Genomic DNA, 19359 nt, shown 5'->3' on the forward strand with positions numbered 1-19359 from the left:
CCGGCCGGCGATTTGAAAGAAAGGGCGACCGTGGTCGCCCTTTCCTCGTTTACGCCCCGCTACAGCCCTGCCGCGAGGCCGTCGCCGCGCGGATCGGCCGCGCCATACATCACGCCGGTGACCGGGTCGATCAGGATCGCGCCGGCATGGCCCATGGTGTCGGTAAAGGCCTGCACCCGCTTCACCGGATGCCCGCGCCGCGCCAGTTCCGCAGTCACCGCTTCCGGCACGCGGCCCTCGATCTTGAGATCGTTCGACGACACGCCCCAGTTGCGCCCATAGAGCAGGCGCGGCGCATTGACCGCGTCCTGCGGCGACATGCCGAAATCGACGATGCGCGTCACCAGCGCCGCCTGCGTTTGCGGCTGCCCCTCGCCGCCCATGGTGCCGTAGACCAGGAACGGCTTGCCGTCCTTCAGCAGCAGCGCAGGGTTGAGCGTATGGAAGGTGCGCTTGCCCGGCGCCAGGTGGTTCACATGCGCGGGATCGAGCGAGAAGAACGCACCGCGGTTCTGCAGCAGCACCCCGGTGCCCCTGGGCACGATGCCCGAGCCGAAGTCGTGATAGACGCTCTGGATCATCGACACCACGTTGCCGTCTTTGTCGGCGGTGCCGAACCATACCGTATCGCCGTGCGGATCCATCGGCTTCACGTCGGCGCCGGCGCGCAGCATGCTGATGCGCCCGGACTGGGCCTGCCCGTGGCGCGACGACAGCAGCCGTTCCAGCGGGATCTGCACGAAGTCCGGATCGGCGAGGTAGCGGTCGCGATCGGCAAACGCTTGCTTGGTGGCCTCCACCAGCACGTGGTAGTAGTCGGCCGTGCCCTCGCCCAGCGCGCGCACGTCGCGCTGGTCCAGGATGTTCAGGATCTCCAGCGAGGCAAAGCCTTGCGTGTTGGGCGGAACGTTGACGGCCTGGTAGCCGCGGTAGTTGACGGTGATCGGCTGGACCCAGTCGGCGCGGTGGCGGGCAAAGTCGGCCTGGGTCAGCACGCCGCCGTGCGCCTGCAGGTCGGCCACGATCTTGCGCGCGATCTCGCCCTGGTAGAACGCGGCGGCACCACCGGACGCAATCTGGCGCAGCGTGCCGGCCAGGTCAGGCTGGCGCAGCGTTTCGCCCATCCGGTAGGCCGACCCGTCCGGTTTCAGGAAGGTCTGGCGAAAGCCGTCGAAGCGCTGCAAGGCGCGGAATTCGGTGTCGGCCGGGTCGAGATTGACGCGGCTCCACGACGCCAGCGACGCCGACACCGGGAACCCGCCCTCGGCATGGCGGATGGCGTCGGCCATCAGCTCGGGCCATGGCAGGCTGCGCCCCATGGCCTGGCGCGCGTACTGGTACGCGGCTTCCCAGCCGGCGACAGTGCCGGGCACGGTGATCGCCGACAGGTAGCCGCGCGCGGGAACCCGGTCGAGTCCCTTGTCCCGGTAAAGCGCGATGGTGGCGCGTTCGCCGGCGCGGCCGCTGGCATTGAGCGCGCGCACCTCGCGCGTGCGGGCGTTGTAGATCAGCCAGAAGGCGTCGCCGCCGATCGAGTTCATGTGCGGGTACACCACCGCGATGGTCGACGCCACCGCGATGGCGGCATCGACCGCATTGCCGCCGCGCTCCAGCACGCCCAGCCCGGCCTGCGTCGCCAGGCGGTTGGAAGAGGTCACCATGCCGCCGGTGGCCATCGGGTTGATACAGGTCGAAGGCGTGTCGCAGTACTTGCCGGCCTCGTCTACGGCCCATGCCGGCGCGGCGGCCAGCGTCAGTGCCGAGCACATGCCGGCCAGGCGCAGAGCGGTGAAGAATCTGGTGCGGTGCATCGCAGGCTCCCTGGGTAACACAGCGAAGTTGCATGCCGGAGCGGACGCAACCGGCACGAGCGGTAGAGCGGATTGCCCGGATTGTCTTGTGGGGCGAGCGCAAGTTAGCCTGCGCCAGACAATCTGGCTAACGGCAAAGTCGCATCCGGTGTCGGCAATCGGACATGAGCGGACCTCCGCCGCCGCGCTGCCCGTTCCGCCAGTGATCGCCCACCACTACCACCGGACCACGCATGCCTGCCCATGATCCCGCCCTGCGCGCGCTCGCGCGGCTGCCTCGCCCGCTGTACGGCCACATCGAAGCCCTGCCCAACCGCGTGCTGGGCTACCGCCACCGGCATCCCTGGTGCCAGTTCGCCTATGCCTTGCAGGGCGTGCTGGAGGTATGGACCGAGCGCGGGCGCTTTGTCGCGCCACCGCAATGGGCGGTGTGGATTCCGGCCGGCGTGGCGCACCGCGTGCGCTGCGCGACGGGCACGCGCATCCGCAGCCTCTACCTGGACAACAGCGTCGACAACAGCGTGTGCGCCGCGGCGCGGGCCCGTTGCCGCGTGCTGACCGTCAGCCCGCTGCTGCGCGAGCTGATTCGCACCTTCAGCCACCTGCCGGCGGAATACGACGAGCGCGGCGCCGACGGGCGCCTGGCGCGCGTGCTGATCGACCAGCTTGGCACCGCACCCGAAGTGGAATTCATGCTGCCGCTGCCCGCCGACCCGCGCGTGCGCCTGGTCTGCAATGGCCTGCAACGCCATGCCGACCGCGACACCAGCCTGGCGGCATGGAGCGCGCGGCTGGCGGTCTCGGGCAAGACCCTGACGCGGCTGTTCCAGCGCGAAACCGGGCTGACCTTCCGCGCCTGGCGCCAGCGGCTGCGGCTGCTCGACGCCGTGCCCCGGCTGGAGCGCGGCGAAGCCGTTACCGAAGTGGCGCTGGATTGCGGCTATGAGTCGCTGTCGGCGTTTATCGCGGCGTTCCGGCGGCTCTACAACATGACGCCGGGCGAGTTGTCGCGCGCCAACCGCGTCGTTCCCGCGGCCAGTTAGCGAACGCCGTCAGGCACGCTTGCGGTGGCGCCGCGCCGCTTCCGTCGCGGCGTCGCGCAAGGCCGGCGGCAGCGCGCGCAGCTCGGCCGTGAAGAAGGCCCGTTCCGCCGGACGCAACCCGGGCAGTTGCCCGGCCAGCCGCTCCACCGCCGCGCATGCGGCGGCGGTGGCGCCCTGTTCATGGGTCAGGTACCAGGCCGATTCCAGCAGCAGGTTGGCCAGCTGCAGCGGCGCCAGCCTGACGTGGCCGGCGTCGTGGTCTTCCAGCGCGAAGGCGGCCACGGCGGACCAGCGCACGAAGCCCCTGGCCGGCGCAAACGGCGCATGGAACGGCCGCAGCGCCTCGACCGCGTCGGCCACCGAAAGCGGCCGCTGCCGGCGGAACATGGCCATGCTGTCGCTGGCGCTGGCCGGGCGGTCCAGCGGCGGCGCATCGGGCCCGCAGCTGCCGCGCGCGATGCGCAGCAGGAAGATCGCGTTCCACGCCGTGCCTCCGCCAACGCCAAAGCGGTCGCAGATCCATTCCGACAGCCCCAGCCAGCGCATCGCCTGCCGCTGCACGGCGCTGGCGGACAGGCTGCGCCCGCCATCGATCAGCCCATGGCGCCAGAACAGCCACAGGCTCAGCCCGATATTGGCCGCGGCATGCTGCACGGCATCGACCGAATCGGCCTCGTAAGCGGCCTGCAGCGCCACCGAGAACGCGTCCAGCGCGCGCTGCGCCGCCGTGGCCGCTGCCGCATGCGCGGGGCGCATGGCATCGGCCTTGTGCAAGAGCGCTTCGAGGTTCAGCACCTCGAAGCGCACGCGCGGGTTGTAGCGCACCACCAGGCGCAGTTCCGCATCGGCGTGCAGGTGTTCCAGCCCGGCGCGCGCACCCTCGCCGTCGCCGCGCGTATAGCGCTCCCAGGCGCGCACCACCTGCGCCATGGCCTGGAACGCCGGCGTGGCCGCGCCCGCGTCGGCCGCCTGCGCCAGCCGGTCGAAGCGCCGGAGCGCGGCGCGGCTCTGGTCGAGGCGCCCGCAGCGACGCCACGCCTGGCTTTCCTTCAGCAACGACAAGGCCTGCTGGAAACCGTCGCCGGCCAGCCGGCGCGCCGCGCCGAAGGACTCCGCCACGGCAAAGCCGTGGGCGCCCGCGTGGCCGTCCTGCGCGCTGCGCATGGCCTGCGTCAGCTCGCTCCAGAAGGCCATGTCGCGCATCACGTAGCCCGTGCCATCGCGCTGCGCAGGCGGCACGGGATGCGCCCGGGCCGGAAAGCCGAAATGCCGCGCCAGCGCAACCGGGCCCAGCGTGCGGCCATTGGCGACGAAGCGCAGACGGCGCGCGCTGGGGGGAGCCAGCCAGAACGGCCCGCGGCTGCGCTGCGCCGGGTTGGCCGCGGCCGGATCGCGCGCGCGCTCAGCGCCCCATCCCACCACGATGCCCCAGCGCGCGAAGTCTGCAAACGCACGCGACACCAGCATGCGCAGGTTGGCCGCCGCGGGGAACGCGCTGCGTACCGCGGCGGCGGTGACCATGCCCTCGCCGCTGCGATGCGCATGCCAGGCACGCGCCAGCAGCCAGACCGACTGGTAGCGCGCGGGCTGGCCGTCTACGCGGTAGGGACTCGACACATCGATATGGATCGGGGCAGGCGAAGCGGACATCAATCTGGAAGGCAGCATCAGTGGCGACGCCCGTCATGTTACGCAAGTTACAGGGCACGCGGTTGGCGCTGCGCAAGCCCTCTCCTATGCTGCGCATCACGGTCCGGGCCCGGATTGTCATTTCCCCAACTTCCCACGCATAACCATGAACAATCGTCTTGCCCGTCTGCTGACGCCGGTGGCCTTGAGCCTCGGCCTGCTTGCCGCCCACCTGCCCGCGCTGGCCGCGCCAAAGGAAGCGTCGCTCGACGCCGCGGCACTGTTCCGCCAGGCCGAGACCACCGGCACCATGGTGATCTACGACCTGCGGCGCGAGCGCATGCTGACCTACAACCCCTCGCGCGCCGCCACGCCGTATTCGCCGGCATCGACCTTCAAGATCATGAATTCCCTGATCGGCCTCGAGACCGGCGCGGTGGCCGACGTCGACCACGACAAGCTGCCGTGGGACGGCAAGGTCTGGCTGGTCGGCGGCAAGGCCGTGCTGCCCGAGACCTGCAACGCCGACGTGCCGTTGCGCGTGGCCTTGCCCAATTCCTGCGTGCCGGCCTACCAGGCGCTGGCGCGCCGGGTCGGCAGCGCGGCCTACCAGCGCTACCTGAGCGCGTCGCACTATGGCAACGCTGACAGTTCCGGTCCGGTCGACCTCTTCTGGCTGAACGGCAAGCTGCAGATCAGCGCCTACCAGCAGATCGATTTCCTCAAGGGCCTGGTGCAGCGCACGCTGCCGTTCTCGCCCGCCACCTTCAAAGCCGTGGACGACATCACCGTGCTGGAGCGCACCGCCAATTTCACCCTGCACGGCAAGACCGGCTGGGCCAACTCGGCCAAACCAGCGGTGGGCTGGCTGGTCGGCTGGGTCGAGCGCGGCAATGACGACTACCTGTTCGCACTGAATCTGGATCTGCTGCGGCCGGAACATGCCAGGGCGCGGATGGAGATTGCGCGCGCGGCGTTGCGCAAGGTGGGGGCGTTGCCGGAGTGAGACCGGCCTGGCGCTGTAGCGCTGCAATGACTGAAGCAATTTTAGGATTGCGCTGATTTACCGCAGTGCATTGGACCTCTAGCTTGACTCGGCCGGCGATTCCCGCGTCTTCCAGCCCTGCTTGTCGCGGGAACCTGCCGGCGTCCGAGCAACGGGACGGCCAGGACCGTCCCCATCCAGAGGTGAAATCCAATGAGACAACTGGTCATGCCGGCAGCCCTGTCGGCTATCGCTGTACTGGCCGCATGTGGCGGCGGCGATGACGGCACAGGCAATGCGGCGCCACAGACGCCGCCATCTGACAACAAGCCCGCGCCGGCGCCAGCCCCAGCACCCGCACCGTCGCCTGCACCGTCGCCTGAACCTACGCCAGCGCCCGTACCCAAGGGAGAGTTGCTGCCAAGCCTGAACGCCCCGCAAGCGGGCTCGACCGCCGCGGTAGGCAATGGCAGCGAAGGGATCTGGGTCAGCTTCGCGACGACCACGCTGGTCGGCCCCGGCGGAAATTTCGTCCAACCGCGATTGCTGGGCGTGCTGGGAGGCACGTTCCAGTTCTCGGGTTCGACCTGGACGCTGGGCCCTGGCACCTTGTATGAGACCGGACTCGCCATGCCGGTCACCGGGAGCGGCACCATTACCCCCGGCCAGCGCCTCGATGGCAGCTTCGTCATTCCGCCGTCCAACGATGCCAACGATCTGTCGGGCACCTACCATGCGTCCAACGCGCTCGCCGTGGACCAGGCCGCCATCGCCGGCAGCTGGAAGCAGAGCGGCTTCGCCATGCAGATCGACGACGCCGGCAATGTCACCGGCACCCATACCAACGGCACCCGCGTGTGCGACCTCCAGGGCACGGCCACGCTGGCCACCCGCGGATCGGCCAAGAACATGTATACGGTGCGCATGGTCGCCCAGGTCTCGACGCAACCAGGCACCACCGGCTGCTCGCTGTCGACCGGCATCCCGCACAACGGCCTTGCCGCGCTGCGACTGATGCCGGCCAACGGCGAAATCGTCGTGAACAGCAGCACGCGCTATGTGCGCACGTTGGTGATGGTCGCCAGCACCGGTACGGGCGGGTACTTCGCCACGCAAATGTCGAAGCCAACGCAGTAAGTGGGACTCCGGCGGAGCGGCGACCGGCACTCGCCGCCCGCCCCCACGCGGCAAGAGCCGCCAACCGTCCGCTACGGCAGGAACGGCGGCGACAGCAGGCGCAGGCCCACCGTAAAGAAGCGCGCGCCGGTGCCGCCGCCGAACACGTTGCCATAGGTGGTGTCGACCTGCACCCGGTCCTGCACCACCCAGAAGCGAAAGCCCGCCTGGAATGACGGCTTGCCGCGGTTCTCGCCGAAGGTCTCGGCGATCAGGAACACGCGCGGGTGCAGCTGGGTCTCGGTGCCCACGCCCCAGGTCATGCGCGTCTGGCGATTGCCGGTGTCGCGGTTGGCGCCCAGGTTCAGGTGCGCGACGAAGCGGTCGTCGGCGAACGAGAACGACACCGGCACGTTGACATAGAGGTTGCCCAGCACCTTGCCGGGCTCGGCATCGGGATGGTGGATCACCCCGCCCGACAGCGCAATGCCGTAGCCGTTGGTTTCCAGCGGCTTGAGCAGGGTCTTGGCCTGGAACTGCACGTTGGTGCCGTCCCAGCCGCCATCGACGCGCTGCAGCGAACCGCCCAGAGTCAGCTCCAGGTTGCCGGTGGGATTGCAGCCGGGCAGCGCCCACAGCTCATTGCCCCCGGACTGGAACTGCATCCACGATTCAAGCTGGCAGGCTTTGGGATCGACGATGCGGGCGTCGTCGGTGATAAGCGGCCGCGCCGCCAGCGCCGGCCGGCAGGCCGCGGCCACGATGGCCACCGCGGCCAGGCGTACGAAGAACCGGTGCCACACCATTTGGCAACCTCCTGAGCAAATACAGCCATATGGCTGGCGACGATACACGCCGGCCATGACAAGACATCGAAAGGCAGCAAGGGAGGTCGGGCACCGGCGGCCGCAGGCGTGGGCCTGGCCGCATGGGCGTGGCAGCGCCGGGCGGCGGCACTGCAGCGAAAGACCGCAGTGTCTCAGCGCGCCGGCGCGTCCGGGGAATCTCCCGTTGCGCAAGAAGGACTGGGACAACTGTCCACGGATAGCTCCGTTGGGAAGAACGCGGCGCAGTGTAATCCCGGCCCAGGGTGCGGTCAACCCGATCCATGCGCCACGCGCATGGCGGCATGCGGAGATATCGCTACCGCTCGCGCACCACCCTCTCCTAACATCGTCGGCACCATCTGCCAGGCCGGTGCGAGACGCAAGCGCCCGGTCCCCGCCCCGGCAGCTGCCACCGAGGAGGAAGCCCCATGCCAAACAGTGCCGCGCCAACGAGCGCGCCGTACGTGCCGCCCACCCGGGCGGCGCCCGCCATGACACCGACGATGCAATGCTGGCAGCGATCCCGATGCAAGGGCTGACCGCCTACTGCCTGCTGACAGCATCAACGGTGCTTAAGGCAGGCGTGATCGACGCCTTCCGGGCGCAGGCCATGACCGGCGGCATCCTCGGCCAGTATGCGTGCGTACGCCAGTTTCCGGAGGCCGACTTCACCGACGACCTGCGCGCGATCACCGTCCCCGCGCTGTTCCTGCACGGCGACGATGACCAGAACGTGCCGCTCGAGATGTCCGCGCGCCTCGCCGTAGAGCTGGTGCCGAATGCCGTGCTGAAGGTGTACCGCGGCGGTTCGCACGGAGGCGACGCAGTACAGGGCTTCGCGCCGGGCGACCGCGTCATGGGCATCGTCGGCGGTGGCGGCTATGCGGAACTGGCGCGGATCGACTATCGCATTGCACCTATTGCTTTCCGAGCAAAGATCAGAGACCGCTTTTTGCCGATCCAATAATATGGGCCGCTGCGGCGGGCGATAAGACCTTCGCACTGCCTAATGCCTTTGCGGCCAAAGCAAAGATATTGGCACTGGGCCTGCCTTCGGCCGCGCGCTCCCGCGAGCGGGCTGGCCGATATCACGGGCGGCGTCTGCTGGTGCAGTCGACCGCGCGCGAGCCGGGAGAACACCATCGTTAGCGCCATCCACAAGAAGGGTGCGGGCGAGTTCACCCTGCCGGGCCTGTTCAAGGTCTCGGCCATCCAGGTGCCCGCCACGAAGAAGCGCTTCGGCAAGAACCGGGACGACTTCCCCTGTCCAGAACCGGTAGAACGGATTGGCTATAGTTCTGCACATCGACAGCGCGACACCAACCACCGACATCCCGGAACCGGCATGCAAAGAAGAACCTTCCTGACGCTGGCGGCAGCCTCTGCCCTCGCCACCCAGCTGCCCCGCTGGGCCATCTCCGCCACGCTGCGCGAGCACGATCTGTTCCAGCTGGGCGTGGCCAGCGGCGCGCCGACGCCCGATGGATTCGTGCTGTGGACGCGCCTGTTCGCCGGCGCCATCCCCGGCACGCCGCAGGCCGATGCCCTCGGCACCACGCCGCTGCAGGGGCCGCTGACCGTCGGGTGGGAGGTTGCCGAGGACGACGCATTCCGGCGCATCGTGCGCCGCGGCCAGGCGCAGGCGCTGCCGGAACTCGGCCATTCCGTGCATGTGGAAGTCGACGGGCTGCGCCCCGACCGCTGGTACTACTACCGCTTCATGCACGGCGACGCAGTCACCACCCCGGCCCGCACCCGCACCGCGCCGGCGACAGACACGCTGGCGGCGCGCGTGCGCTTTGCCTTTGCCTCCTGCCAGCGCTGGGAGCAAGGTCACTACGCCGCGTACAGGCAGATGCTGCAGGAAGAACTGGACCTGGTGGTGTTCCTGGGCGACTACATCTACGAGGGCGCGGTGCCGGCCAGCGCGCGGACGCACCTGCCGCGCACGCACAGCTTGCCCACCGCGACCAGCCTGCAGGACTTTCGCGACCGCTACGCGCTGTACAAGAGCGACCCGCTGCTGCAGGCTATGCATGCTGCGTGCCCCTGGCTGGTAACCTGGGATGACCATGAGGTGCAGAACGACTATGCGGGACGCGCGGGCAGCGAGCCTGCCACCGCATTTCTTGCAAGGCGCACGGCCGGATACCAGGCGTTCTATGAAAACATGCCGATCCGCGCCAGCACGCTGGTGCACGGCACGGCGGGCCTTGGCAGGCCCGATGCGCTGAGCATCCATGCACGCCATCGCTGGGGCCGGCTGGTCGATTTCCATGTGCTGGACGACCGCCAGTATCGCGATATCCAGCCCTGCCGTGAACCTGGACGGCCTCGCAAGGGCGCAGTGTCCCCCGGCGAATGCAGCGCGCTCTACGATCCACGCCGCACCATGCTGGGCAGCGCGCAGGAGCGATGGCTGGCACAGGGGCTGGCGCAGGACCAGCACGACCAGACGCGCTGGAGCGCGATCGCGCAGCAAACCATCTTCTCGCGGCGGAACTACAAGGCGCCGCCGGAAGAAGCCTTCCACAGCGATACCTGGGATGGGTATCCCGCCGCGCGCCAGCGCCTGCTCGACAGCATCGCCGCGGCGGCGCCGCGCAATACCGTGTTCATCGGCGGCGATATCCACCAGCACTACGCTTGCAATGTACTGGCGGACTTCGGCGACCCGTCATCCCGCGTGATCGCCAGCGAGTTCTGCACGACCTCCATCGCCTCGGCCTCGGGCAGCAGCGAGCGGAGTGTGGCAAAGATCGTGGCCCACAACCCGCATATCGTGCATGCACAGCCGGACCAGCGCGGCTACAGCGTGGTCGAGGCCACGCCTGCGCGCTGGGCCGCCACGCTGCGCGCCGTGGAAGACGTGGCGCGCGCCGACAGCGCGGTCGGCACGCAGGCGGCGTTCGTGGTAGAGGATAGGCGGCCGGGCGTGCAGCGGGCCGGGGCGGGCTAGGTCGGCGCCCGCAGCACACTACGGTGGCACGAACCTGCTGATTGTTTGCTACCTCTCCCGCTTGCGGGAGAGACCACCGCCCGCTTGCACGTGCCCGATCGGACAAAAATCGGCCAAATAATCGGCAAACGAATCGACAAACCAGGCCGGCGGCCGTCCGCTCTCACTCCACGCTGGCCAGCCGCGCCCCCACGGCCAGGTACACGCCCGTTTCAGCCTGCCACGTGACGCTGCCGCTGCGATGGGCGTGGACCTGCACCTCCATCTTCATCGCTTCCATCACCGCGATCAGGTCGCCTTCCCTGACCTCGTCGCCCGCGTTGACTTTCCAGGCCTGCACGGTGCCGGCGATCGGCGAAGGCAGGTCGGCGGCGTTGGTGGTCGCAGCCGGCGCGGGTGCGGCCGCACCGCCCTGCCCCGGCGCTTCGGCCAGGCCCCGCAGCAGCTGCGCCGGCAGGCCAAGCACCATGCGGCGGCCGTCGATCTCGATCGCGGTGCGCAGCAGGCTGCCATCCGGCTGAGGCTCGGCGCGGGCGGCGGCGGCCAGCGGCTCGGCGAAGTCGGACTCGATCCAGCGCGTATGGACCTTGAAGCCATCGGCGCCAAGGAAATCGGCATGGTCGATCACGGCGCGATGGAACGGCAGCACCGAGGCCACGCCCTCGATCCGGAACTCGCGCAGCGCGCGGCGCGCACGCGCCAGCGCCTGCTCGCGCGTGGCGCCGGTCACGATCAGCTTGGCCATCAGCGAGTCGAAGGTGCCGGGCACCACCGAGCCGGTCTGCACGCCGGAATCGACGCGAACGCCCGGGCCGGACGGTACCTCGAAGCACTGCACCGGGCCCGGCGTCGGCAGGAAGCCACGGCCGACGTCCTCGGCGTTGATGCGGAACTCGATCGAATGGCCCAGCGGCGCCGGCGTTTCGGTGATCGACAGCGGCAGGCCGTCGGCCACGCGCAGTTGCTCGACCACCAGGTCGACACCGGTGGTCTGCTCGGTCACCGGGTGCTCGACCTGCAGGCGGGTGTTGACCTCCAGGAACGAGATCGCACCACCGGCGCTGAGCAGGAATTCGACCGTGCCGGCGCTAGTGTAGCCCGCGGCGGCGCAGATTTCGCGCGCGGCGGCGTGGATGCGGGCGCGCTGTTCGTCGCTCAGGAACGGCGCCGGGGCCTCTTCCACCAGCTTCTGGTTGCGCCGCTGCAGCGAACAGTCGCGCGTGCCGAGCACCACCACGTTGCCGTGCCGGTCGGCCAGCACCTGTGCTTCGATATGGCGCGGCTTGTCGAGGAACTGCTCGACGAAGCACTCGCCGCGGCCGAAAGCCGTGACCGCCTCGCGCACGGCTGACGCGTACAGCTCTTCGACCTCATCCATGCGCCAGGCGATCTTCATGCCGCGGCCGCCGCCGCCGAAGGCTGCCTTGATGATGATGGGCAGGCCGTGGCGCTCGGCAAAGGCCAGCACTTCGTTGGCATCGCTCACCGGGTCGGACGTGCCGGCCACCAGCGGCGCGCCCACCTGCAGCGCGATCTTGCGCGCTTCCACCTTGTCGCCCAGCCGGGCAATGGTTTCCGGCGACGGTCCGATCCAGGTCAGGCCGGCATCGATCACCGCGCGGGCGAAGGCTTCGCTTTCCGACAGGAAGCCATAGCCCGGGTGCACCGCGTCGGCGCCGCTGCGGCGCGCGATCTCCAGCAGCTTGGGGATATTCAAGTAGGTGTCGGCCGGGCGGTCGCCGTCGAGGCCGTAGGCTTCGTCGGCCAGGCGCGCGTGGATCGCGTCGATATCGGCATTGGCATAGACAGCGACGGAGGCCACGCCATAGTCGGCGCAGGCGCGGATGATGCGAACGGCGATCTCGCCACGGTTGGCAATCAGGACTTTCTTCATGGCAGTTACGGTTGCAGTTCTTCGAAGGCGCCGACGGGATGGAAGCGCAGCCAGGCACCGACGGGAATTTGTCCGGCGCGGTCGAGGTGATAAGGCGCCACGGAGCCGATCACGGGATAGCCGCCGGTGAGCGGATGGTCGGCCAGGAACAGGACGGGCTGGCCGCTAGGCGGCACCTGCAGCGCCCCGAGCGCTGTGCCTTCGCTGGGCAATTCGCCCGCGATGGCGCGTTCCAGCGCCACTTCGCCGGCCAGGCGCAGGCCCACGCGGTTGGATTGCGGCGTGACCTGCCAGCGCTGCGCGGCAAGCCGTTGTACGGACTCGGCGGTGAACCAGTCGGTGCGAGGGCCGAGCACCACGTCGAGCACGACTTCCTGCTCCACCGTGGGCAGGTTTTCGGCGGGCGTTTCGGGGGCGCCGACGATGGCACCGGCCGGAGCCTGCCGCAGGTTGATCACATCCCCAACCGCCAGCGGCGCCGGGCCGACCTTGGCCAGCGTGTCGGTGGCACAGCTGCCCAGCACCGGCGTGACCGCAAAACCGCCGCGCGCCGCGACGTAGCAGCGCGCGCCGGCCAGCGGCTGGCCGACGGACAGCGTGTCGCCATCGGCAAGCGCCACGGGCTGGTGGTTCGGGACGTCCCATTGACGGCCATCGGCCGTGCACACCGTCAGCGGCGCATCCGCGCCGCTGACGGCCAGCACGCTCTCGCCCACGCTCTGCAGCTGCAGGCCGGCGCCGATGGTCTCGAGCGCCGCGGCATCGCTGCGGTTGCCCACCAGCCGGTTGGCCGCCTTGAGCGCCGCCTGGTCCATCGCGCCCGAGGCCGAGACGCCCTGTCCCGCCTGGCCGTGCCGGCCCAGGTCCTGGAACAGGGTCTGCAGGCCGGTGCCCTTCACCTTCAGCGCCGCGGCTGCAGGCGCGCTATCGGACTGCAGGGACTGCACGGGCTGGCGCACCGGCGTCGCGGCAATGCTGCCGGGGGGATGCGCCCCGCCATTGAGCGTTGCGATATCGACAAAGCGCACGCGATAGCCGGGCTGCAGCAGCGCGGGCTGGTCGCGATCCAGGTCCCACATCGGCACCGGCGTCACGCCGATGATCTGCCAGCCGCCGGGGCTGGCCTGCGGATACACGCCGCTGAAGGTGCCCGCCAGGCCGACCGCGCCAGCGGGAATGCGCGTGCGCGGCGTACCGCGGCGCGGCACGTCAAAGCTGGGATGGCCGCCGCTGAGGTAGGCAAAGCCCGGAGCAAACCCGGTAAAGGCCACGGTGTATTCTCTGCCGGTATGACGGCGCACCACTTCCTCCGGCGTGATGCCGAGCAGTTGCGCGACCTCGGCCAGGTCCTCGCCGTCATAGCGCACCGGGATCTCCACCAGGACGTCGCTGCGCTCGACGCGCTGCGACAGGTCACGCACGGCGATGGCGCGCACCAGCACGGCGGCGCTGGTCGCCGACGGGCGGAAGTGAACGAGAATGGTGCGCGCGGCGGGCACCAGCTCGGCCACGCCAGGCAGCGGATCGCGCTGCAGGGAGGCCAGCAGGGCCAGGGTCTGGTCGAGATCGGGCAGCTCTACCAACAGGGCATTCGAGGTGACGGGCAGGAAACGCAAGACTAGCTCCGCAGAAGACCCGGGGTCTCAGACGTGGTACGTGCTGTCCGGCACGTCGGTGATGAACATATGGCCCGGCGCGTGGGTCACGGCGAACGGCACGCCGGACGCCATCACGGCCGCCTGGGGCGTCACGCCGCAGGCCCAGAACACGGGGATCTCGCCCGGCTCGATGCGCACGGCGTCGCCGAAGTCGGGCTTGCCGATATCGGCAATGCCCAGCGCGGCCGGGTAGCCCACGTGCACCGGCGCGCCATGCACCGAGGGGAAACGCCCGCTGATGGAAACGGCATCGGCAACGCGGTGCGCTGGGATGGGCCGCATCGACACCACCAGCTCGCCATGCAGGCGGCCGGCCGGACGGCACTGGCGGCTGGTGCGGTACATCGGCACGTTGGAGCCGTCGGCGATATGGCGCACCTCGATGCCAGCCTCTTGCAGCGGCGTCTCGAAGGTAAAGCTACAGCCGATCAGGAAGGTGACCAAGTCCGGATGCTCGGCCCACAGCGGCGTGGCGTCGGCCACCTCTTCCGCCAGATTGCCGTCGCGCCAGACGCGGTACAGCGGGATGTCGGTGCGCACGTCGGCGCCTTCGGCCAGCTGGGTCTGGTGCGCGCCCGCCTCGATCACATCGAGCACGGGACAGGCCTTGGGATTGCGCTGCGCGTACAGCAGGAAATCCCAGGCCCAGTCGCGCGGCAAGGCGATCATGTTGGCCTGCGTCATGCCTGGCGCGACGCCGGCGGTGGGCTGCACGGTGCCGGCGCGATAGCTTGCGCGCGCTTCGCGGGCGGCGTTCACCGAGGCGATGCGGGCGCGTTCCAGTGCGGATGCTTGCATGGGTATTTCTCCAGTGTGTTCAGGGTCGCGGGCTCACGCAAACGCGCGGATCGCGATGCCGTCGCGCTCCAGCGCGGCGCGCACGGCGCGCGCCATCTCGAGCGCGCCGTCGCTGTCGCCATGCACGCAGATCGATTGCGCTTCCACGCGCGCGACGCTGCCGTCGATGGCAAGCACCGTGCCCTCGCGCGCCAGGCGCAGCATGCGCTGGGCCACGTCGGCGGCGTCGTGCAGCACCGCGCCCTTCTCGCGGCGCGACACCAGCGTGCCCTGCGGCGTGTAGGCACGGTCGGCGAACGCTTCGGCGATGACACGCAGGCCGGCCTCGCGCGCCCAGGCCACCAGCGGCGAGCCGGCCAGCGCTACCAGCGCCAGCTCCTGGTTCACCGCGCGGATCGCGGCGATCACGTCTCGCGCCTGGCGTTCGTCGCTGGCAATGGTGTTGTAGAGCGCGCCGTGCGGCTTGACGTAGCGCACCGCGGTGCCGACGGTGGCGGCCATGCCCGACAGCGCGCTGATCTGGTAGATCACGTCGGCCACCAGGTCGGCGCTGGCCACGTCCATGTTGCGGCGGCCGAAGCCCTGCAGGTCGGGATACGAGACGTGCGCGCCCACGGACACGCCGCGCTCCGCTGCGGCCTTCAGCGTCTGCAGGATGCCTGCCGGATCGCCGGCATGGAAGCCGCAGGCCACATTGGCGCTGCTGACGATATCCAGCATGGCGGCATCGTTGCCCATGCTCCAGGCGCCGAAGCTCTCGCCGAGGTCGCTGTTCAGATCGATTTGCATAGGTGATTCCGGTGCTTCAGGACTTCAGTGCTGCGGTGCTTCAGTGCGCGGCCTCGGCCTCGCCCAGCAGTTCGCGGCCACGGGTCTCCGGCAGCATCAGGCACGCGACCACCACCAGTGCGTAGGCGCCGGCGGCCATGTAGCCGATCGCCACGCCCAGCGACATCTTTGCGCTCAGGTGCCCGATCAGGGCCGGGCAGATCGAACCGACCGCGCGGCCGAAGTTGTAGCAGAAGCCCTGCCCCGAACCGCGGATATGGCTGGGATACAGCTCGGTCAGGTAAGCCCCCATGCCCGAGAAGATGCCCGACAGGAAGAAGCCGAACGGGAAGCCCAGCAACAGCATCGCCGCGTCGGTGATGGGCAGCTGCGTGTAGCAGACCACCAGGATGGCCGCGCTCACGGCGAACAGCATGAAGCAGCGGCGGCGACCCAGGTGGTCGGACAGCCAGGCGCTGGTCAGGTAGCCAGCGAACGAGCCAGCGATCAGCACCATCAGGTAGCCGCTGGTGTTGAGAACGGACAGGTTGCGCTCCATCTTCAGGTAGGTGGGCAGCCAGGTGGTCACCGAATAGTAGGCACCCTGCATGCCGGTCGCCAGCAAGCTGGCCAGAACGGTAACGCGCAGCACGCCGGGCTTGAAGATCAGCATGAAGTTGTTGCTTTCACCGGTGCGGGCCAGCTTTGCCTGGGTTTCGCGATACACCTTGGGCTCGCTGATATTGCGGCGGATGTAGAGGATGAAGATCGCGGGCAGCACGCCGATCCAGAACAGCACGCGCCAAGCGTATTGCTGCTCGACCAAGGCATAGACCGCCCAGAAGGCGACGGCCGAAAGCCCCCAGCCGACTGCCCAGCTGCTCTGCACCAGGCCCACGGCCTTGCCGCGGTGGCGGGCGCGGATCATCTCGGCGATCAGCACCGAGCCGACCGACCATTCGCCGCCGAAGCCCAGGCCCTGCAGCATGCGCGTGACGAACAGCTGCTCGGGAGAATTGGTGAAGCCGCTCAGGAAGGTGAATAAGCTGAACCAGAGCACGGTCAGCTGCAGGATCCGCACGCGGCCGTACTTGTCGGCCAGGATGCCGGCCAGCCAGCCGCCGACGGCCGAGCTGATCAGCGCGCCGGTCGCGATATAGCCGGCTTCGGCCTTGGTCATGCCCCACACGAGAATGAATGTGGGGATCATGAAGGTGTAGATCATGTAGTCGAAGGCATCGACGCCATAGCCGACGAAGGCGGCAAAGAGCGTCTTGCGCTCCTCTGCGGTAGTTTCTTTAAGCCACATGGTTGCGCTCACTAGGACAAGGACAAAGCGTGGGAAAAAGCTCGCCGCACTGACTTGGCGGCGACTTCGTTTCATCGGCGTTGTTTAGCAACTCGCATGCCATGTTGACCTATCGGCACGTATCACTCAACCAACACGCAACCATTGTTGAACAATCTTTGGCGTTGATCGATCATGGTATACACCTAAGGCACCGCATGGGCCATCGCCTGCACCAATTCCGTGCAAATTGTTGAACAAAGTGCGTTAACATCCGGTCACGTGCGCACCGGAATGAGCCGGTGGCCGATCCAGTCACCATGTCCTCAACACCTGACGTCAAGAATCTGGCCGAACGGGTCACAGAACAGATCCGCCAGCGCATCGTGCATGGCGAATTCGAGCCGGGGCAGCGCCTGTCGGAAGCGGCGCTGAGCGAAAGCCTGCAGATATCCCGCAATACGCTGCGCGAGACATTCCGCGTGCTGACCAAGGAAGGCCTGCTGAAGCACGAGCCCAACCGCGGCGTGTCGGTGGCGATTCCGAGCATTGCGTCGATCATCGATATATATCGGGTGCGCCGGCTGATCGAATGCCAGGCCATCGCCCAGGCCTACCCCAGCCATCCGGCCCGCAAGCATCTGCGCCAGGCGGTGGAGGCCGGTCTGCGCTGCCGCGACAGCGGCGACTGGCAGGGCGCAGGCACCGCCAACATGGAATTCCACATGGCGATCGTGGAGCTGGCCGACAGCGAGCGCCTGAACGTGATGTTCTCCCACCTGCTCGCGGAACTGCGCCTGGCGTTCGGCATGCTGCACGACCCGGAATTCCTGCACGGCCCTTACGTCGAGATGAACCAGCACATCCTGGAGCTGTTCGAGGCAGGCAAGCTGGCCGAATGCGCGGTCGCGCTGAACGACTACCTGACGCAGTCCGAGCGCATCGTGCTGTCGGTGTGCGCTCGGCATCCGGTGTTCAAGGGGCGCTGAAGCGATCGCACCATTATCGAAGCCAAGGAAGTCATGGCCGGCAAGAAGCGGATCGGCTTCAAAAACCGCTACCGGCACCAGACCGGCAGCGGCGTCCCCAAGAGGTGGCCGGTTACGTCAGGCTGCTACCGCCTGGCGAGACATAAGGCGCAGCTGGTATTCGGTGCGCCATTGATCGCAAGAGTCAGTGCCCCGGATTTTGGGGCGATGCACCACAGTGACCGGATGGAACCGGCCGCGGCGCGCGCGTTCCGCAACTGGCTGGTGCGCCAGGCGGCGTCGTGAAGGCTCAGGAACCCGCCTTGTAATTCGTTTCCCTGACGATCTTCGCCCACCTTGCCGCGTCCTCGGCAATGGTGGCCGCGAACTGCTCTGGGGTGCCACCCACCACTTCGTAGTCGATCGCGGCCAGCCGCTGGCGGATCTCGGGCTGCGCCAGGATGCGGTTCATCTCCTGGTTCAGCCGCGTGACGATCTCCTTGGGCGTGCCGGCCGGCGCCAGCAGGCCGGCCCACGAGTTGAACGCCATGCCGTCGAAACCGGCCTCCTGCATGGTCGGGACATCGGGCAGCGCGGGCGAGCGCTTGGACGCGAACACCGCCAGCGGGCGCAGCTTGCCGGCCTTGATCATTGCCATGCCGTTGAACGGGTCGATGGTCATGTCGACCTCGCCCGAGACCACCGCCTGCATCTGCGGGCCGGTGCCGCGGTACGACACGCTGACCACGTCGGGCGTGCCCGCGGCGCTCTTGAAGGTGGCGCCGATCAGCTCGATCATGCTGCTGCCGGCCGACAGGCTCAGCGGCCGGGACTTTGCCTTGGCCAGCGCGACGAATTCCTGCACGGTCCTGGCCGGCACCGAGGGGTGCACCACCATCACGAACCCGATATTGCTGATCTGCGAGATCGGCGCAAAGCTTTTCAGCGGCTCATAGCCGGCCTTGTACAGCACCGGGCTGAGGGTCTGCGCGCCGGCGGTATTGAGCAGCAGCGTATAGCCGTCTGGCGCCGCGCGGGCCACCACGTCGGTGCCGATGATGCCGTTGGCGCCGGGACGGTTCTCCACCACCACCGACTGCTTCAGCGCCTCGCCCAGCTTCTGCGAAATCAGCCGCGCCACCACGTCGGTGGCGCCGCCGGGGGCGAACGGCACCACCATGCGGATCGGCTTGCTGGGGTAGCTGTCGCCCCAGGCCAGCGCGGGCATCGCGCTCAGCACGGCGGCGCACAGCATCAGGCGGCGGCGCGGATTGGGTTGCATCGGGGTGTCTCCTGGATGGCGGTGGTCGGAAGCGGTGCCGGCATCGGGGCGGGCACCTTTATTCATAGTTATGAATTAAATTTTACTCACATAAACTTCACCGTCAATTAGGGGTATGTGCGGACTACGCAGACGGTGAAGTGCCGTGCGGCGGACGCCGGCAACACAGGTGCCCCGCGGGAGCCCGCCATGGCGCGTGCCTTGCGTTTCGATCAGGCGTGGGACGTCAGGAATCAGGCCGCGGCGCCAGGCGCCGGGATTTTGAAATGCGAGGAGAATCCAGATCGGGGCACGTGGCAGAGACCGCCCCGCATGCCATAGCCTGCGCCCGGG

General features: G+C 68.5%; 15 protein-coding genes and 1 pseudogene. 7 read left to right on the forward strand and 9 right to left on the reverse strand.

Going from position 1 to position 19359, the window contains the following annotated elements:
- Nucleotides 1-59: 59 nt before the first annotated feature.
- A complete protein-coding gene (ggt, locus tag AC3FMM_RS19075) occupies nucleotides 60-1676 on the reverse strand; it encodes a gamma-glutamyltransferase (protein WP_488687346.1) in 1617 nt (538 codons plus the stop codon).
- A 368-nt stretch (nucleotides 1677-2044) separates the two neighbouring features.
- Here ggt and AC3FMM_RS19080 point away from each other — a divergent pair, with 368 nt between their 5' ends.
- On the forward strand, nucleotides 2045-2854 hold the full coding sequence (locus tag AC3FMM_RS19080) for an AraC family transcriptional regulator (protein ID WP_115713209.1): 810 nt from the start codon (nucleotides 2045-2047) through the stop codon (nucleotides 2852-2854).
- 9 nt (nucleotides 2855-2863) lie between these two features.
- On the opposite strand, the gene AC3FMM_RS19085 is transcribed toward AC3FMM_RS19080, so the two are convergent.
- Nucleotides 2864-4504, reverse strand: coding sequence for a hypothetical protein (locus tag AC3FMM_RS19085; RefSeq protein WP_488687286.1), 1641 nt, complete (start codon nucleotides 4502-4504; stop codon nucleotides 2864-2866).
- 145 nt (nucleotides 4505-4649) lie between these two features.
- Here AC3FMM_RS19085 and blaOXA point away from each other — a divergent pair, with 145 nt between their 5' ends.
- Nucleotides 4650-5489 carry an OXA-1206 family carbapenem-hydrolyzing class D beta-lactamase gene (gene blaOXA / locus AC3FMM_RS19090; RefSeq protein ID WP_488687287.1) on the forward strand — a complete coding sequence of 280 codons (840 nt, stop codon included), beginning with the start codon at nucleotides 4650-4652 and terminating at the stop codon, nucleotides 5487-5489.
- A gap of 393 nt (nucleotides 5490-5882) precedes the next feature.
- The gene (locus tag AC3FMM_RS19095; RefSeq protein ID WP_488687288.1) at nucleotides 5883-6605 is read left to right on the forward strand and encodes a hypothetical protein; all 723 of its coding nucleotides are present in this window, start codon (nucleotides 5883-5885) and stop codon (nucleotides 6603-6605) included.
- Between the two features lie 71 nt (nucleotides 6606-6676).
- Here AC3FMM_RS19095 and AC3FMM_RS19100 read toward each other — a convergent pair whose 3' ends face one another.
- Nucleotides 6677-7390 carry a hypothetical protein gene (locus AC3FMM_RS19100; protein WP_488687289.1) on the reverse strand — a complete coding sequence of 238 codons (714 nt, stop codon included), beginning with the start codon at nucleotides 7388-7390 and terminating at the stop codon, nucleotides 6677-6679.
- A gap of 601 nt (nucleotides 7391-7991) precedes the next feature.
- Here AC3FMM_RS19100 and AC3FMM_RS19105 point away from each other — a divergent pair.
- Together AC3FMM_RS19105 and AC3FMM_RS19110 are read left to right on the forward strand one after the other, a co-directional pair.
- A pseudogene (locus AC3FMM_RS19105) lies at nucleotides 7992-8228 on the forward strand (alpha/beta fold hydrolase); the annotation flags it as partial.
- A 528-nt stretch (nucleotides 8229-8756) separates the two neighbouring features.
- Nucleotides 8757-10370 (forward strand): alkaline phosphatase D family protein, encoded by a 1614-nt coding sequence (locus AC3FMM_RS19110; RefSeq protein ID WP_488687290.1) that lies wholly within the window; start codon nucleotides 8757-8759, stop codon nucleotides 10368-10370.
- A 163-nt stretch (nucleotides 10371-10533) separates the two neighbouring features.
- Here the strand turns inward: AC3FMM_RS19110 and AC3FMM_RS19115 are convergent, their stop codons facing one another.
- The 5 genes from AC3FMM_RS19115 to AC3FMM_RS19135 are packed head-to-tail and all read right to left on the reverse strand — an operon-like array spanning nucleotide 10534 to nucleotide 16797.
- Nucleotides 10534-12264 carry an acetyl/propionyl/methylcrotonyl-CoA carboxylase subunit alpha gene (locus AC3FMM_RS19115; RefSeq protein ID WP_488687291.1) on the reverse strand — a complete coding sequence of 577 codons (1731 nt, stop codon included), beginning with the start codon at nucleotides 12262-12264 and terminating at the stop codon, nucleotides 10534-10536.
- Between the two features lie 5 nt (nucleotides 12265-12269).
- The gene (locus tag AC3FMM_RS19120; RefSeq protein WP_488687292.1) at nucleotides 12270-13880 is read right to left on the reverse strand and encodes a 5-oxoprolinase subunit B/C family protein; all 1611 of its coding nucleotides are present in this window, start codon (nucleotides 13878-13880) and stop codon (nucleotides 12270-12272) included.
- A 27-nt stretch (nucleotides 13881-13907) separates the two neighbouring features.
- On the reverse strand, nucleotides 13908-14720 hold the full coding sequence (locus AC3FMM_RS19125) for a putative hydro-lyase (RefSeq protein ID WP_115713201.1): 813 nt from the start codon (nucleotides 14718-14720) through the stop codon (nucleotides 13908-13910).
- A gap of 33 nt (nucleotides 14721-14753) precedes the next feature.
- Complete coding sequence (locus AC3FMM_RS19130) at nucleotides 14754-15509, reverse strand: LamB/YcsF family protein (RefSeq protein ID WP_115682526.1); 756 nt, start codon at nucleotides 15507-15509, stop codon at nucleotides 14754-14756.
- 40 nt (nucleotides 15510-15549) lie between these two features.
- Nucleotides 15550-16797 carry an MFS transporter gene (locus AC3FMM_RS19135; RefSeq protein ID WP_115682527.1) on the reverse strand — a complete coding sequence of 416 codons (1248 nt, stop codon included), beginning with the start codon at nucleotides 16795-16797 and terminating at the stop codon, nucleotides 15550-15552.
- A 299-nt stretch (nucleotides 16798-17096) separates the two neighbouring features.
- Here AC3FMM_RS19135 and AC3FMM_RS19140 point away from each other — a divergent pair, with 299 nt between their 5' ends.
- Both AC3FMM_RS19140 and AC3FMM_RS19145 read left to right on the forward strand, forming a co-directional pair.
- Nucleotides 17097-17765: a GntR family transcriptional regulator gene (locus tag AC3FMM_RS19140; protein WP_115700743.1), complete on the forward strand. Its 669-nt coding sequence runs from the start codon at nucleotides 17097-17099 to the stop codon at nucleotides 17763-17765.
- A gap of 33 nt (nucleotides 17766-17798) precedes the next feature.
- Nucleotides 17799-18050, forward strand: a complete 252-nt coding sequence (locus AC3FMM_RS19145) for a hypothetical protein (protein WP_488687293.1) — start codon at nucleotides 17799-17801, stop codon at nucleotides 18048-18050.
- A 4-nt stretch (nucleotides 18051-18054) separates the two neighbouring features.
- Here AC3FMM_RS19145 and AC3FMM_RS19150 read toward each other — a convergent pair whose 3' ends face one another.
- Nucleotides 18055-19026, reverse strand: a complete 972-nt coding sequence (locus tag AC3FMM_RS19150; RefSeq protein ID WP_116314470.1) for a Bug family tripartite tricarboxylate transporter substrate binding protein — start codon at nucleotides 19024-19026, stop codon at nucleotides 18055-18057.
- Nucleotides 19027-19359: the final 333 nt, after the last annotated feature.

It is taken from the genome of Cupriavidus sp. 207A1 (assembly GCF_057798955.1).